This window comes from Sphingobium sp. TKS, assembly GCF_001563265.1.
Classification (GTDB): domain Bacteria; phylum Pseudomonadota; class Alphaproteobacteria; order Sphingomonadales; family Sphingomonadaceae; genus Sphingobium.
Map to the genome: position 1 here is coordinate 141939 of NZ_CP005084.1, position 14054 is coordinate 155992.

The following is a 14054-nucleotide window of genomic DNA, read 5'->3' on the forward strand; positions in this document are numbered from 1 at the left end:
TTCCGCTATCATGACAGCCAGCTGCCGATAAGGAGAGACAATAGCCCTAGCGCGGCGACGCTGATCGCCCAGATCGCGACGAACCAGCCCATGCGAACCAGAGTGGCGCGCATCAGTGATAGCCCTCGCTGCCAACCTTGCCCCGGAATACCCAGTAAGCCCAGGCCGTATAGGCCAGAATCACCGGCACCAGCGCGCCACCGCCGATCAGCATGAACAACTGGCTGCGATAGGGCGCTGCCGCTTCCCAGATCGTGACCCGCGCGGGGATCACGTAGGGCCAGATCGAGATGCCCAGGCCCAGCAGGCACAGCCCGAATAGTGCAAGCGCCCAGAAGAATGGCTGGGCATCCTTGCGGCGTGAAAGACTGCGGTAGAACAGCGCCGTGACGATGAGCGTGGCCAGCGGCACCTGCGCGGTGGCCAGAACGCCGGGCCAACCGAGCCAACGACTCTGGTAGCTCGCCTCCAGCGTGAGCGTGGCGAGGCTGACCGCACCAATCACAGCCAACAAGGCGATTGCCAGGCGTCCCGCATAGGTCGCGACCTGCCGCTGCAGAGCGCCTTCCGTCTTCCAGTTCAGCCAGCATGCCCCCAGCAGTGCATAGCCGATCATCAACCCTGATCCGGTCAGGATGGAAAAGGGCGACAGCCATTCCCACCATCCGCCCGCATAGGCCCGTCCCGATACGCTGATACCCTGCAGCAGGGCGCCCAACGCCACGCCCTGCGCGAAGGTCGCGATTCCCGATCCGCCGGTGAAGGCCAGATCCCACCACGCCCGGTGCGCCGGATCGCGCCAGCGGAACTCGAACGCGACGCCGCGCAGGACCAGGCCCAGCAGCATGGCGATCAGCGGTGCGTAGAGCGCGGGCAGGATGATGGCATAGGCCAGAGGAAAGGCCGCGAGCAGCCCGCCGCCGCCCAGCACCAGCCAGGTCTCATTACCATCCCACACTGGCGCGATGCTGTTCATGCCGGTGTCCCGGTCCTTGCCCACCTTGAGCAGCGGAAAGAGGATGCCAATGCCGAGGTCGAAGCCATCCATGACGACATAGGCCACGATCGCGAAGCCGATGATGGCGGCCCAGATGACGGTAAGGTCGAACATCGTCATTGCCCTCCTTCGATGGCCGGCGCCGGTGTGATGCCAGCGGTACGAATTGGCGCGCCGTCAAGGGTGGTTTCATGCGCCTGCGGCGGCCTCTTCATCAGACGCAGCAAATACCAGATGCCCATGCCGAAGACGCTGAAATAGACGATGACGAAAGCCAGCAAAGAACTCGCCACGGCAGGCGCGTCGAGCGGGGATGCGCTGTGCGCCGTACGCAGCAGGCCATAGACCGTGAAAGGCTGCCGTCCGACTTCGGTGACGATCCACCCCGCCAGAACCGCGACGAACCCGGATGGTCCCATGATGAGCGCCGCGCGATGAAGCCACATCCAGTCGTTCAGCTTGCCCCGTGCGCGAGCGAGCAGGCTCCAGGCACCCAGCCCCAGCATCGCGAAGCCCAGGCCCACCATCACGCGAAAGGCCCAGAAGACGATGCCGACCGGCGGTTCATCGCCGTCGGAAACGCTGTCCAACCCCTTGAGCGGCGCATTCAGCTCATGTTTCAGGATGAGCGAGGATGCCTTGGGAATTTCGACGGCATAGTCGATCCGCTTCGTGACGCTGTTCGGGATGCCGAAAAGGATCAGCGGTGCGCCATCGGGATGACTGTCGTAATGGCCTTCCATCGCCATCACCTTGACCGGCTGATGCGCGAGCGTGTTGAGGCCATGCATATCACCCGCGAAGATCTGGATGGGCGCGACGATCGCGGCCATCCACATCGCCATCGAGAACATGGTCCGCGCGCCGGGATTGGTTCGGTCTCTGAGCAGATGCCATGCGCCCACCCCGCCGACCGCGAAGGCGGTGGTCAGATAGGCCGCCAGCACGGTGTGAACGAGGCGGTAGGGGAAGCTGGGGTTGAAGATGATCGCGATCCAGCTTGGACCAGGCAGGAACTGGCCATTGGCCCCGATTTCGTAACCGGTCGGCGTCTGCATCCAGCTGTTGACCGACAGGATCCAGAAGGCGGAGATGAACGTGCCGATCGCGACGGCGCAGGTGGCCGCGAAGTGCAGCTTGCGCCCTACCTTGTTGATGCCGAACAGCATCACGCCAAGAAATCCTGCTTCCAGGAAGAAGGCGGTCAGCACCTCGTAAGCCATGAGTGGCCCGATGACGGGACCGGCCTTGTCAGAGAAGACCGACCAGTTGGTGCCGAACTGGTACGACATGACGATGCCCGAAACGACGCCCATGGCGAAGACGATGGCGAAGATCTTGAGCCAGTAGCGATAGAGATTGGCATAGACGCCCTTGCCTGTCGCCAGCCACAATCCCTCCAGCACCATGAGATAGCTGGCCAGCCCGATCGAAAAGGCGGGGAACAGGAAATGAAAGCTGACGGTGAAGGCAAATTGCGCGCGGGCCAGCAACAGGGCGTCAACGGCATCGAACATGGTCATGTCCTTTCACCCGCCTTTTAGCAGGCCAGCGCGATCAGCGTGATGGGTCAGATTGTCATGCCCGGCAGAAATGCGGCTGCACTGCGCCAGAGCATGTAAAGGGCGACGATGAAGATCAGGCCGGCAAAGACCATGGTCAGTCGCCCGGTCTTTCCACCCAGTCGTTCCGCAAGCCATGTGCCGCCGATGCTGCCCGCCACGCCGCCCAGCACGAAGACCAGCGCGAGCGGCCAGTCGACCAGCCCGGAAAAGGCGTAGTTGGCGGCCGTCGTCAGCCCGAAGGCCGTGACCGCGACGAGCGAGGTGCCGACTGCCATCAACATCGGCATGCCCGTCGATGCGACGAGCCCCGGAACGATCAAAAAGCCGCCGCCGATGCCGAAAAAGCCTGAGAACACGCCCGACCCGAGGCCGTAGGCGACCACCTTGGGCGCCTTCTCCCGGTTGCATTCCGCGCCGGGATCGCCCGGATTGCCGCGCCCCTTGAGCATCAGGGCGCCAACCAGCAGCATGACCAGCGCGAAGAGGAACAGCAGCTTTTCGCCATCGACCATCTTGCCGAAGGTCGAGCCGGCGAGCGCGCCGACGATACCGGCGGCGGCGTAGATGCCGCCGCAGCGCCATTTGACATGATGGGCGCGCGCATGGCCGGCAAGTCCGGCAGCCGCATTGGCGGCGACGGCAAGGGCGCTCGTCCCGATCGCGACATGGGCATTGGGGACGCCGACGAGATAGACCATGAGCGGCACGGCTAGGATGGAGCCGCCACCGCCGACCAGACCCAGCACGAAGCCGACAAGGCCGCCGGACAAGGCGCCGAGGGCATATTGGATCGGCTCCATCATGACGGCTGGCCTGCCACGACGGTCAGCGGACAACTGCCATAGCCGTCATAGGCGGCCACCGGCGCCTTGCCGTCGAGCGCGGCCAGGGCGTTGCTCGCGGCAGCGGCAAGTCCCGAACGGAAGCCAGCGCGCGCTATCTCCTGCATATCCTGCGGAAGCCGTTGGGGGGACACGGAAAGGCGGGGTGTCAGCGGCTTGATGTCCATGGGGATGCTCCTTGTCGGCATCGCGTGATTATCGTGTCGTGAGACGGTGCAGAACCATGCCGGCGAGCATGGCCAGAACGAAGGGGGCGACCGCTGCGGGGGCGAGGGCGAGACTGGCTATGGCCGGGCCGGGGCACAGCCCGCCGATGCCCCATCCGATGCCGAACAACACCGCGCCGAGCACCAGTCTGCCATCAAGGCTGCGCGTTTCAGGCAGGTTGAAGGCCGTGTCCGCAAGCGGCTGCTCGAGCCGCTTCTGGACGAGCCAGGCAAGTGCCATCGGCATGATCGCGCCCCCCATGACGAAAGCCAGAGTGGGATCCCAGCGACCGAAGAGATCGAGGAAGGCGCGAACCCGCGCCGGATCGGCCATGCCGGAAATGGCCAGCCCGGCTCCGAACAGCATGCCTGATAGCAGGGCAATGACGATCCGCATCACAGCGCTCCCGCAAGGCGCATCACCGCCACTGTCGCGAAGCCGCTGGCCATGAATAGCCCGGTCGCCAGCATCGAGCGGCGCGACAGGCGCGACAGTCCGCATACGCCGTGACCGCTGGTGCAACCGGAGCCCAGTCTCGTGCCGAACCCGACGATCAGCCCGGCGATGATGAGCAGGGCCGGCGCGGGAAAGGTCGCCGCGACGCCGCCGGTCAGGGATGCGACGATGAACGCACCAAGAGGCAGGCCCAGGATGAAGACGATCGCGATTCCGCGCGGAGTCCCACTGTTTGCGATGCCGGTCGCGCGCGCGGTGAGGCCGCTCACCCCGGCGATCCGGCCCAGGCCCAGCAGCATGATCGCGGCGGCCAGGCCGATCATGAGCCCACCAACCAAGCCGGCGCCGGGCTGCGCATAAGGAAAGGCGGCGGCGATCATAGCTGGTTCACCGGGATCTTGAGATAAACGACGCCGTTGTCCTCCGCAGGCGGCAGATGGCCGGCGCGCATGTTGACCTGCACGGAAGGGAGGATGAGCCGCGGCATGGCCAGCGTGCGGTCGCGGCCTTCGCGCATGGCCACGAATTCGTCCTCGCTGACCCCGTCATGAGCGTGAACATTCGCCCGGCGCTGCTCGGCCACGGTCGTCTCCCAGACATAATGATCGCGACCTTCGGGTAGATAGTCGTGGCACATGAACAGGCGCGTTTGGGGCGGCAGGTCGAGAAGACGGCGCAGCGACCGGAACAGCGTGCGGGCATCGCCGCCGGGGAAGTCGGCCCGGGCGGTGCCGTAGTCCGGCATGAACATGGTATCGCCCACGAAGACGGCATCGCCGATCACATAGGCGACGCAGGCCGGAGTGTGGCCCGGCACATGCAGCACGGTGACCGACAGGTTGCCGATCTGGAAACTGTCGCCATCGGCCCAGAGATGGTCAAAGTCGGAGCCGTCCCGCGCAAATTCGGTGCCCGCGTTGAAAAGCTTCCCGAAAGTGTGCTGGACTTCGCAGATGTGCGCGCCGATCGCAATCTTGCCGCCCAGCTTCTGCTGGAGATAGGGCGCGGCCGACAGATGATCGGCGTGGGCGTGGGTTTCCAGATGCCAATCGAGGGCCAATCCTTGCTCGGCGACATAGGCGATGATCGGACCGGCGGCCTCGAATGTCGTCCGGCCGGACGCTGGATCATAGCTCAGCACGCTATCGATGACCGCCGCACGGCGCGTTTCCGGATCATGCACGACATAGGTGATCGTGAAGGTCGGCACATCGAAGAACGCCTTGATGATGGGTGCGCCCTTCCGTGCGGCAGCAATTTGCACGGCAGCCTTGGCGAGTGCGTCGTCGGACATGCGACTCTCTTTCAATTTCATATTTACAAAAACTATGTATTTATATATTTTGAAATCGTCAAGGGCTTGCCATATGCGGCGAGCGATCGCAGGGAATGCGGCATGGACGTTGAGATGATGAAGACAGCCGGTTCGGTGCGGATCGGCAATCAGGCGCCCGATTTTCAGGCCCGTTCCACGAAGGGGGATTTCCGGCTTTCGACCTTGCGCGGACAGTGGGTGATCTTCTTTTCCCATCCGGCGGATTTCACGCCGGTGTGCAGTACGGAATTTGCCGAACTGGCCCGTCGTCAGGCGGCTTTCGATTCGTTGAACTGCAAGCTGGTGGGCCTCTCGGTGGATAGCCTCTATGCCCATCTCGCCTGGGTGCGTGCCCTCAAGGATCTGTTCGGCGTCGACATCGGCTTCCCGATCATCGAGGATCCGAGCATGGTGGTGGGCCGCGCCTATGGCATGATCGACGATGCGGCTTCCGACAGCATGACCATGCGCTACACCTTCTTCATCGATCCCCAAGGAATCATTCGCGCGACGACCTGCTATCCGCACAATGTCGGCCGCTCCGTCGAGGAGATGCTGCGTCTGCTGCGCGCGTTGCAGTGCGTCGACGGCGCAGATGTGCTGACGCCGGAAGGCTGGGACGATGGCCAGCGGTTGCTGCTTCCCGTGGCGGAGCAGGCGGACGGCGATCGGGATTGGTTCTGCCGTTTCGAGGATCGCGCATGAAGGCGCTCTATGAGGATCGCGATGCTGCGGGAGTCGCGGCGGAAAAGATCAAGGTCTTTGCGCAATCGCAACGGCTGATGATCCTGTCCTGCCTGCTGCGCGGTGAACGCAATGTCGGCGAGATCGCAGAGATCACTGGACTTGTGCAGCCCGCGCTCAGCCAGCAACTGGGTGAACTGCGCCGCTCCGGGCTCGTTCAGACCCGCAAGGAAGCCAAGCAGGTCTGGTATATGCTGGCCGATGAAAGCGTCGCTTTGTGCGTCCGCAATATCGAAGCCATTTTCGCAGGGATGGGAACTCCGCAGCCGACGCCTGTTGAGACATCGTCTTTCCCGTCGAGGAAAAGACAGGGCGTCGCCAGTTTCGCGCGCATTTTATGATCCGCGCCTAACGAAATTCCGGATGGGCATTCCGGCCGCCGATCCGTCGGACAGCGCATGATCTTTTACATGCGCGACCGGAGCCTCACCTTCTCCCAACCGGGCGAAGCTGCGCAAAAGCAATGGATGTGGTGAATAATCGGCCGCTGTCCGCGGACCTGAGACGGTGGAGGATGGGAGGTCATGAAGCGCCCGTGCGGACTGACCGCAAGGATGACGTTCGTACCGCGCAATCGGGCGACCTTGAGATCAGGAAGATTCTTTGTTAATGGCTGCGGCCTCAACGCTAAACGAGCGTTGCAGTTGCACCACACCGCGTCATCGATATTGAACGTTCAAGGATAAACATTGCCTTCCTATAAAGCTCCCTCCTTCCAAGATCGTATTGCCGCTGCAGGATTGGCCAAACAGAAGGCTCTGGATGCGCTGAGAGCCAAGCCACCCGTCGACGAGGCTCTTATGGCGGAACGACGCCAGGCGCGCGAAGCGCGGGATCAGGCAATTGCGATCGAGCGGGCGGCCAAGGCTGAGGCGGTTGCTTTGGCCAAGGCTCAAAAGGCGGAACGCAAAGCGGCCGAGCAGGCGGCGGAAGCCGAAAAACAAGCCGCCGCCGCCGCCGCGGCGGCACTCAAGGCCGCCAGGCTGACCCCCGCCAGCGCCGCTGAAATGAAGGCTGCGCGGGATGCTCGCTACGCTGCGCGCAAAGCTCGCAAATAAATAGCTAATGCTGGCGTGCCACGGCTTTATCATGGTCAACACGCCCCAGCGCCCTAAGAGCGCATTGCCCAAGTCGGCTGCTGATCCACAGCCGAACCTTTGAGCATCCCAATTCTGGAGAACGCATGGCCGATTTGTATCAGAAAGCATTGGAGTCGGAACGCCGAAGCCTGTGGGCCGAATGCAGGTTGAAAGGTCTTGCAAAGGATACTCCGGAGCGCATCCGAATAGCGGAATTGGACGAATTGCTCGCGAAGCATAAAGCCAAGAAAGGCGCCGCATCTGACCCATCCGGCTCCCAGGCGAAAATTCCATGAACGGGTATGTGAAATTCGAAACGCCCGATGGCGATGTCCTTGCCATCAATGCGGACCGTGTCAGTTTCGTTCGGCGGTACAGGGGAACTGATCAAGCCAGCGCCATTAATTTCGAAAAGGGACATTACATCGTCGTCAAGGGCGACCTCAAAGCAGTAATGGAAGCGCTCGCGGAGGCGTAGTCTGCTGAGTTCGGTAGAGTCAGGAAGTGGCGCGGTGTCGTGCGGCGCGCCTGTGGGGCTTGCCAGACGGTCCGTTTCCACTCCCTGCTCATCGAACCGGACATGCAGATCTCCCGCATCCGGCTCTCGGACAAGACATCACGCCTTCACCCACGGCGGGCTGCGGCCAAGTCCGCCAGACGCACGAGGCCAAAGCGCTCGTATAGCTCGGGGGTGTGATAGGCTCCCTCTCGCCGTCGTCTGGTTTTGTATTTGGCGCGCAGCCACCGACGCAACCGCACCGCTGTGTAGCTGTCGACGGCACGGTATGCCCTGCTCGTAGTTCCAACCGAGAAGTAGTTGGCCCATCCGCGTAGCACCCGGTTCATCTTGGCCACCAGATATGTGGTATCCTGCCAAGTACCTGCCCGGTCTGTGAGAGTGTGGATCGTGTCGACCAGCCTCTGGATGCTCTTCTTTGATGGCCGGTAGCCTATACGGGCCTTGCCGGTTGTCGCGGAGTACATCCGACCGAACGTGTATCCCAGAAAGTCGAACGTCTCGTCCGGCACCTTGCAGATGCGTGTCTTTTCCTCGTTCACCGTCAGCTTCAGCTTCTCCATGAGCCCGCGCATCTGATCGAGCGCGGCTTCCGCCTTGCCCTTCTGACACAGGATCACGAGATCATCGGCGTAGGTGATGAGTCGCGAGCCGAGGCGTTTCCCAAGGCCGAGCTTCCGCCATCCCAGCACGAACCGGCGCATGTAAACATTCGCCAGTAGCGGTGAGATGGGTGACCCCTGCATAATGCCGCATCGCTGATCACGCGCCTGCGTCGTTCGCTTCTTCCGGCCCTTGTCGTCCGTTTCCTCGACAGCGCATTCCAGCCAGGATTTGATCAGATGCAGCACGCGTGGATCGACGATCCGGCGCGATACTGATTTCATCAGCTCCAAGTGTGGGATGGTGCCGAAATAGTCGGCAAGGTCGGCGTCTACGACATCCGGACGGCCACGGAACAGCTGCTCCTCCACCTCGACCACGGCCTGCTGGGCATTTCGCCCAGCTCGATAGGCGTAGAGTTCCGGTGGAAGGTCGGCTTCGAAGATCGGCTCAAGCACCAGCATCGCTGCTGTCATGCAGACCCGATCCCGCACGGTGGAAATGCCCAGCGGCCTGAGTTTGCCGTTGGCTTTTGGTATGTAGACACGTCTGATCGGTTCCGGCCGGTACGTCTCCTCCCTGAGCGCAAGCGCCAGTTCCGCCAGCCACCGCTCGACGCCATATTCCTCGATGTCCGCAAAGTCCTGTCCATCCACACCCGGCGCGCCCTTGTTGGAGCGACACTGGGCATAGGCATGGGCCAGAATGTCATCGCGGCTGATCTTGTCGTACAGCGCGTAGAAACGATAGCCGACTTCTGCCTTCGCTTTCGCGTGCAACGCCTTCTGCAGTTTCTGGACGCTTTTCGGAGTTGATAGGTTTCCCAATCTCCTGCCCCTCACCACTTGTTGCGTTCGTCTTGAACTGAGGCTCCTTCCCTCCACCGGCATTACCCGGTTTCCTCGGTACTACGGGCCTCTCCGCCACCCCATCGCGCCCTTCCCATCCCTCGCGGGCGTCCGGTTGCCGATCCCTCGGCACGTGATGGGGCTTCCCGTGTTGCGTGCACTTTCCTTGCGTACATGCTGTCGCCACTACCCCGGTGCAGCAGACGGGCTCCAACGTCGCTCAAACTCGCCCGTCCATATCAACCTTCCCCGTAAGGGTTAACGGGTCGGCCTGCACATCGACATTTTCGAGGATTGCTCAGCGTTCACTCACATTACGGCCTGCACGCTCGCACGATCACCTACGTGACCGTTATCCGGGGGCTTCAGACATTTTGTCACCTCCATGCCTGCCCCGGTTGCTTCCGGCTGGAGCATCGCCGGGCGGGCCTCTCACCCGCTAGAAAGTGCCGCCTTTGCACGGCGCACACCCTTTGCCGTCGTTCAGGACCGAAATCGGCCGCTGATGATTGTCGCAGGTCCACCCGGCGGGATATGGCTTTATCCCACTCCGGTGGCCATTTATCTGCTAAAATCGGTAGATTATTGTGACGATCCAGTTTCGTCATGGATGGGCCGGTGCGGAATATATCCCACTGGTTTTGTCGACTAATTACGCCGCGCTCTTTTCGGCAGCTTTGCTGCTGTAGCGATTGTCCGGCTGGGCGAGGCCCAGATGCTCGCGGAAGGTGGCGCCCTCATAATCGGTACGGAACAGACCGCGCGCCTGAAGGATCGGGACCACCTTGTCGACGAACAGGTCGAGCTGCCCGGGAAGCGGCTCGAACACCACGAAACCGTCGGCGGCGCCGTTTTCGAACCATTGCTGCAAGCGATCCGCCACGGTTTCGGGCGAGCCGACGAAGACACCGCGTGGCGTCGCCAGCCGCTCCGCCACTTGCCGCAAGGTCAGATTTTCGGCGCGCACCTGTGCCAATATGCGCAGCGTTCCGCTCTGCTGGCTGTTGAGCCCGATATGTTCGACATCGGGAAAGGGCGCATCCAGATCATATTGGCGGAAATCATGATCGTTGAAGGTCCGCGACAGGAAGCCGAGCCCCGTGTCAATCGATTCCAGCGCCGCCAGCTCGCGATAGCGCGCCTCCGCATCCTCATCCGTTTCCCCGACGATCGGGGCGATGCCCGGCAGGATGAAAAGCTGGTGCGGATCGCGACCGAAGCCTTTGGCCCGCGCTTTCACGTCGGCATAATAGGCCTGACCGGCTTCCTCGTCTTCGGCATGGGTGAAAATGACCTCCGCCCGCTTCGCCGCGAAATTGCGTCCGTCGTCCGATGCGCCCGCCTGGAAGATGACCGGCTGGCCCTGCGGTGTCCGCTTGATGTTGAGCGGACCGCGCACCTGGAAGAATTCGCCCTTATGGTCCAGCCGGTGGAGCCGATCGGGATCGACGAACTGGCCGCTCTTCTTGTCCGCGACATGGGCGTCCTCCTCCCAGCTATCCCACAAGCCCTGGACTACGTCGAGATATTCCCCGGCGATGCGATAGCGCACGGCATGGGGCGGATGTTCGGTCTTGCTGAAATTGGCCGCCGTGTCGCCCAGCCAGGACGTCACGATGTTCCATCCCGCCCGGCCGCCGCTCAGATGGTCGAGCGAGGCGAACTGGCGCGCGACGTTGAACGGCTCGGAGTAGCTGACCGTCAGCGTCCCGACCAGCCCGATGCGCGATGTCGTCGCCGCCAGCGCCGAGAGGATGGTGATGGGCTCGAAGCGATTGAGATAATGCGGGCTGGATTTTTCCGTGATCGACAGGCTGTCCGCGACGAAAAGGAAATCGAACTTGCCGCGTTCGGCCGTCGCGGCCTGCTTCTGATAATAGGCCAGGCTGGTGCTGGCGTTCACGTCGCGGCCGGGATGCCGCCAGTCGTTCCAGGTGCGGCCGACGCCGTGCAGGATGAAGCCGAGCTTGATATGACGCTGTTGGGGCATGATCGATGTCTCGCTGAATGAGTTGCAAAACAGGATTTAAGCGCCGGGATGCGCGCCGACCAATGCGTAATGATCGGTCATTTATGGATTTTGCAAAACCATCGAGCGTGACTCGCGCGCCGGATCGGACGGCAAATGGGCCGGGTAGGACATGGCATCCACGCGCCGCTCCAACTCCGCCAGCAACGTCCAGAGCCACCGCGCATCGTCCGCCGCGCGATGCCGCGCAGGGCAGAGGCGATCGGCATGTTTCTGCGCCGAAAATATATCTTCGCTCGCCACGGCAAGCGCGTCCAAGACGCTCGCGACATGTTCGATCGGACGGGCGCGGACCTCGCCCGCGGCGCCGGCCAGCAGGCGCCACCAATAGCCGTCGATCCTGCTGTCCGCGATGATGCGCCGGCTCCCGATGGCCCGGTTGAGTTCGGCAAATACTTGATGCGGCGGCATTCCCTCCCGTTCGAGCCGCTCGGGGCCGATGCCGTGCAGTTCCAACGCCTCCTGCGTCCAGTCCCATTTGCGCCATTCAGCGATGGGACGGATCAGCCAGGCTCGCGCTCCTTGCGCGTCGGCAATTCCCACTTCGATGGGAAAGGACCGGCCGTGATGCGGCAGGCAGCTCGCTTCGAAATCGATCGTGACATAATCCATCAGCGCCATCTCCACTCTCCGGTTTCCCGGCAGTTTCCGCGCTCCCGATCGGCGCGCGGCGACACCCCTCCCGGTCTATGTACATGGTCTGGCCACCGAATAATTATTGTCTCTACTGTGAGGATTATGAAGGATTGGAATAGGAAGAATGGAAATCGATCCTGAACATGGATTGCTATCGGGTGATCCAATCTTCTCCATGGATGAGCATTGCCAATAATATTCGGATATTCAAAGCATCGCCGCCCAATCGTCATAACCGCGCGGCGCAATCCTCCCTTAGCAATAGTCCGTCGCGGAATTGTCCGGCGACTTGAGAGGTGATGATATGTCCTCAGCAGCAGCAGATATTCTGGACCGTGCCGACGGGATCATCGGCATCCGCCCCCTGCAACCGACCATCGGCGCCGAAATCGACGGCGTCGATCTCAGCAGGCCGCTTTCCCCGGAACAGCGCGACGCCATCCGCGCCGCGCTGTTGCGCTACAAGGTGCTATTCTTCCGCGACCAGCCGCTCACCAACGATCAGCATGCTGCCTTCGCGGGTGCTTTCGGTCCGCTCTATACCCACCCGAGCAACACCGCCGATCCCAAGATCGCGCCGATCCACAAGATCGCCGCAGCCGATGCGGCCAAATATGAAAAGCGCATCCATCGCGACGTGAAGCCGGGCGACGGCTATCACAGCGACACGAGCTGGCGGCTGGTGCCGACCTGGGGCGCGGTGCTGCGCGCCGTCACATTGCCTGAGGTTGGCGGGGACACCATCTGGGTCGACGCCCATCTCGCCTATGAAGGCCTGTCCGACGATGTGAAGGCCCGGCTGGCGGGGCTGCATGTCACCCATGACTTCCGGGAAGCATTGACCGGCGCGGGTCACGACTATCCGATCGTCGCGCATCCTGTCGTGCGCACCCATCGCGAAACCGGCCAGAAAATTCTCTGGGTTAACTATACCCAGCGGCCCCAGATATTGGGCGTGGAGCTTGCCGAGAGCCGCGAATTGCTCGACGAGATCGTCCGCCAGTATAAGCGGCCCGAATATCAGGTGCGCTTCTCCTGGCGTCCCAATTCGGTCGCCTTCTGGGACAATCGCGCTGCGGTCCATTATGCTGTGCGCAACTATGGCGATTTCCCGCGTGTTCTTGAACGCATCCTGATTGCGGACGAGCCGCTCTACGCGAACCTCTGATCCCTGACTGGCCGGTCGCGGAGACGCCATGACTCGCAATCCCTCCTCCCGGCGCAGGGTTCTTCCCTGGATTGCCCTAGCCGCCCTGATCGCGGCGGTGGCGATCGGCCTCGTCTCGTTTCGTCAGCACGGCGGGGCCGATCAGGTTCGGCCGGTCCTGAAGATCGGAGACCAGCGCGGCGGCGCGCAGGCGCTGATGCGCGCGGCCGGGGAACTGGACGATGTGCCCTATCGGATCGAATGGGCGCAGTTTCCGGCCGCCTCTCCCTTGCTGGAGGCGCTGGGGGCAGGGGCGATCGATGTCGGCGGCGTGGGGGGACCGCCCTTTGCCTTTGCCTATGCGGGCGGCGCGAAGATCAAGGCGGTCTTCGCCTATCGCCCTCAGGGCGCGCATGTCGGTCGCGCTTCCGCCATCGTCGTGCCGAAGGACTCTCCGATCCGGTCCCTGGCGCAGCTCAAGGGGCGTCGGCTTGCCACCGTCCGGGGGTCCGTCGGGCAGGATCTGGCGCTTCGCCTGATCGAGAAGGCGGGACTCGCGCCGTCCGATATCCGCTGGACCTATCTCGACAACGGCGCCGCTAAGGCTGCGCTGGAAAGCGGCGCGATCGACGCCTGGTCGACCTGGGGCAGCTATGTCGGCATCGCGGTCATGGAAAATGGCGACCGGGCGCTGGGGGACGCCAGCAGCCTGCCCACCCAGGCCGGTTTCTTCGCGGCATCGGATGCAGCGATCCAGGGTAAGAGGGCAGTGCTGGGCGATTTCCTCGCGCGGCTCAATCGGGCGCGGCGCTGGGCCGCGGCGCATCCCGACGCCTTTGCCCGGACGCTGGCGCGGGAGACGGGCCTGCCCTTCAAGGTCGCCCGCTTTTCCATCTCCGCCTATATCGGCACGGCAGAGCCGATCGACGATGCGCTGGTCCGCGAACAAACCGAAATCTTCGCCCGATACCGCCGCGCCGGCATCATCCCCGCGCTGCCCGACATTCGCGGCGCCTATGATCCCTCCTTCAACGCCACGACCCTGGCCCGGCGGGACTGAACCCCCTTT

18 protein-coding genes are annotated in these 14054 nt (G+C 62.8%); 7 read left to right on the forward strand and 11 right to left on the reverse strand.

What is annotated here, in order from left to right; translation table 11 throughout:
• Window positions 1-8: 8 nt before the first annotated feature.
• Genes K426_RS31485 through K426_RS21650 form a run of 8 tightly spaced genes read right to left on the reverse strand, consistent with a single transcriptional unit; the run spans window position 9 to window position 5361 of the window.
• The gene (locus K426_RS31485; protein WP_145907578.1) at window positions 9-113 is read right to left on the reverse strand and encodes a DUF2474 family protein; all 105 of its coding nucleotides are present in this window, start codon (window positions 111-113) and stop codon (window positions 9-11) included.
• Complete coding sequence (gene cydB / locus K426_RS21620) at window positions 113-1111, reverse strand: cytochrome d ubiquinol oxidase subunit II (protein ID WP_066563745.1); 999 nt, start codon at window positions 1109-1111, stop codon at window positions 113-115. Before cydB ends, K426_RS31485 begins: the two co-directional genes overlap by 1 nt.
• A gap of 2 nt (window positions 1112-1113) precedes the next feature.
• Complete coding sequence (locus tag K426_RS21625) at window positions 1114-2514, reverse strand: cytochrome ubiquinol oxidase subunit I (protein ID WP_066563748.1); 1401 nt, start codon at window positions 2512-2514, stop codon at window positions 1114-1116.
• Between the two features lie 53 nt (window positions 2515-2567).
• Entirely contained in the window at window positions 2568-3365 is a 798-nt protein-coding gene (locus K426_RS21630; protein WP_066562295.1) for a sulfite exporter TauE/SafE family protein, read from the reverse strand.
• A complete protein-coding gene (locus tag K426_RS21635; RefSeq protein WP_066562297.1) occupies window positions 3362-3571 on the reverse strand; it encodes a hypothetical protein in 210 nt (69 codons plus the stop codon). Before K426_RS21635 ends, K426_RS21630 begins: the two co-directional genes overlap by 4 nt.
• A gap of 28 nt (window positions 3572-3599) precedes the next feature.
• A complete protein-coding gene (locus K426_RS21640) occupies window positions 3600-4007 on the reverse strand; it encodes a DUF6691 family protein (protein WP_197672820.1) in 408 nt (135 codons plus the stop codon).
• Window positions 4007-4447: a YeeE/YedE family protein gene (locus tag K426_RS21645; protein ID WP_066562299.1), complete on the reverse strand. Its 441-nt coding sequence runs from the start codon at window positions 4445-4447 to the stop codon at window positions 4007-4009. Before K426_RS21645 ends, K426_RS21640 begins: the two co-directional genes overlap by 1 nt.
• Entirely contained in the window at window positions 4444-5361 is a 918-nt protein-coding gene (locus K426_RS21650; RefSeq protein WP_066562300.1) for an MBL fold metallo-hydrolase, read from the reverse strand. Before K426_RS21650 ends, K426_RS21645 begins: the two co-directional genes overlap by 4 nt.
• A 114-nt stretch (window positions 5362-5475) precedes the next feature.
• Here K426_RS21650 and K426_RS21655 point away from each other — a divergent pair, with 114 nt between their 5' ends.
• From K426_RS21655 to K426_RS21675, 5 genes are all read left to right on the forward strand, one after another.
• Window positions 5476-6087, forward strand: coding sequence for a peroxiredoxin (locus K426_RS21655; protein ID WP_237230137.1), 612 nt, complete (start codon window positions 5476-5478; stop codon window positions 6085-6087).
• Window positions 6084-6467 (forward strand): ArsR/SmtB family transcription factor, encoded by a 384-nt coding sequence (locus tag K426_RS21660; protein WP_066562304.1) that lies wholly within the window; start codon window positions 6084-6086, stop codon window positions 6465-6467. The genes K426_RS21655 and K426_RS21660 overlap by 4 nt, the downstream gene beginning before the upstream one ends.
• 348 nt (window positions 6468-6815) lie before the next feature.
• Entirely contained in the window at window positions 6816-7184 is a 369-nt protein-coding gene (locus tag K426_RS21665; protein ID WP_066562307.1) for a DUF6481 family protein, read from the forward strand.
• Window positions 7185-7309: 125 nt separating this feature from the next.
• Window positions 7310-7501, forward strand: coding sequence for a hypothetical protein (locus K426_RS21670; RefSeq protein ID WP_066562308.1), 192 nt, complete (start codon window positions 7310-7312; stop codon window positions 7499-7501).
• Window positions 7498-7683, forward strand: a complete 186-nt coding sequence (locus K426_RS21675; protein WP_066562309.1) for a hypothetical protein — start codon at window positions 7498-7500, stop codon at window positions 7681-7683. The genes K426_RS21670 and K426_RS21675 overlap by 4 nt, the downstream gene beginning before the upstream one ends.
• A gap of 146 nt (window positions 7684-7829) precedes the next feature.
• Here K426_RS21675 and ltrA read toward each other — a convergent pair whose 3' ends face one another.
• The 3 genes from ltrA to K426_RS21690 form a co-directional block, all read right to left on the reverse strand.
• Entirely contained in the window at window positions 7830-9152 is a 1323-nt protein-coding gene (gene ltrA / locus K426_RS21680) for a group II intron reverse transcriptase/maturase (protein ID WP_066562310.1), read from the reverse strand.
• A 673-nt stretch (window positions 9153-9825) separates the two neighbouring features.
• Window positions 9826-11163 carry an LLM class flavin-dependent oxidoreductase gene (locus K426_RS21685; protein ID WP_066562312.1) on the reverse strand — a complete coding sequence of 446 codons (1338 nt, stop codon included), beginning with the start codon at window positions 11161-11163 and terminating at the stop codon, window positions 9826-9828.
• Window positions 11164-11244: 81 nt separating this feature from the next.
• Window positions 11245-11823: a 3'-5' exonuclease gene (locus tag K426_RS21690; protein ID WP_237230139.1), complete on the reverse strand. Its 579-nt coding sequence runs from the start codon at window positions 11821-11823 to the stop codon at window positions 11245-11247.
• A gap of 319 nt (window positions 11824-12142) precedes the next feature.
• Here K426_RS21690 and K426_RS21695 point away from each other — a divergent pair, with 319 nt between their 5' ends.
• Both K426_RS21695 and K426_RS21700 read left to right on the forward strand, forming a co-directional pair.
• Window positions 12143-13006 (forward strand): TauD/TfdA dioxygenase family protein, encoded by an 864-nt coding sequence (locus K426_RS21695; protein ID WP_066562314.1) that lies wholly within the window; start codon window positions 12143-12145, stop codon window positions 13004-13006.
• 28 nt (window positions 13007-13034) lie between these two features.
• Window positions 13035-14045, forward strand: coding sequence for an ABC transporter substrate-binding protein (locus K426_RS21700; RefSeq protein WP_066562315.1), 1011 nt, complete (start codon window positions 13035-13037; stop codon window positions 14043-14045).
• Window positions 14046-14054 lie beyond the last annotated feature (9 nt).

Bases quoted from the DNA above. Each gene is read 5' to 3' on its own strand.
- K426_RS31485 (WP_145907578.1), bottom strand. From the start codon at position 113: ATGCGCGCCACTCTGGTTCGCATGGGCTGGTTCGTCGCGATCTGGGCG.
- cydB (WP_066563745.1), bottom strand. From the start codon at position 1,111: ATGTTCGACCTTACCGTCATCTGGGCCGCCATCATCGGCTTCGCGATC.
- K426_RS21625 (WP_066563748.1), bottom strand. From the start codon at position 2,514: ATGTTCGATGCCGTTGACGCCCTGTTGCTGGCCCGCGCGCAATTTGCC.
- K426_RS21630 (WP_066562295.1), bottom strand. From the start codon at position 3,365: ATGATGGAGCCGATCCAATATGCCCTCGGCGCCTTGTCCGGCGGCCTT.
- K426_RS21635 (WP_066562297.1), bottom strand. From the start codon at position 3,571: ATGGACATCAAGCCGCTGACACCCCGCCTTTCCGTGTCCCCCCAACGG.
- K426_RS21640 (WP_197672820.1), bottom strand. From the start codon at position 4,007: ATGCGGATCGTCATTGCCCTGCTATCAGGCATGCTGTTCGGAGCCGGG.
- K426_RS21645 (WP_066562299.1), bottom strand. From the start codon at position 4,447: ATGATCGCCGCCGCCTTTCCTTATGCGCAGCCCGGCGCCGGCTTGGTT.
- K426_RS21650 (WP_066562300.1), bottom strand. From the start codon at position 5,361: ATGTCCGACGACGCACTCGCCAAGGCTGCCGTGCAAATTGCTGCCGCA.
- K426_RS21655 (WP_237230137.1), top strand. From the start codon at position 5,476: ATGATGAAGACAGCCGGTTCGGTGCGGATCGGCAATCAGGCGCCCGAT.
- K426_RS21660 (WP_066562304.1), top strand. From the start codon at position 6,084: ATGAAGGCGCTCTATGAGGATCGCGATGCTGCGGGAGTCGCGGCGGAA.
- K426_RS21670 (WP_066562308.1), top strand. From the start codon at position 7,310: ATGGCCGATTTGTATCAGAAAGCATTGGAGTCGGAACGCCGAAGCCTG.
- K426_RS21675 (WP_066562309.1), top strand. From the start codon at position 7,498: ATGAACGGGTATGTGAAATTCGAAACGCCCGATGGCGATGTCCTTGCC.
- K426_RS21685 (WP_066562312.1), bottom strand. From the start codon at position 11,163: ATGCCCCAACAGCGTCATATCAAGCTCGGCTTCATCCTGCACGGCGTC.
- K426_RS21690 (WP_237230139.1), bottom strand. From the start codon at position 11,823: ATGGCGCTGATGGATTATGTCACGATCGATTTCGAAGCGAGCTGCCTG.
- K426_RS21695 (WP_066562314.1), top strand. From the start codon at position 12,143: ATGTCCTCAGCAGCAGCAGATATTCTGGACCGTGCCGACGGGATCATC.
- K426_RS21700 (WP_066562315.1), top strand. From the start codon at position 13,035: ATGACTCGCAATCCCTCCTCCCGGCGCAGGGTTCTTCCCTGGATTGCC.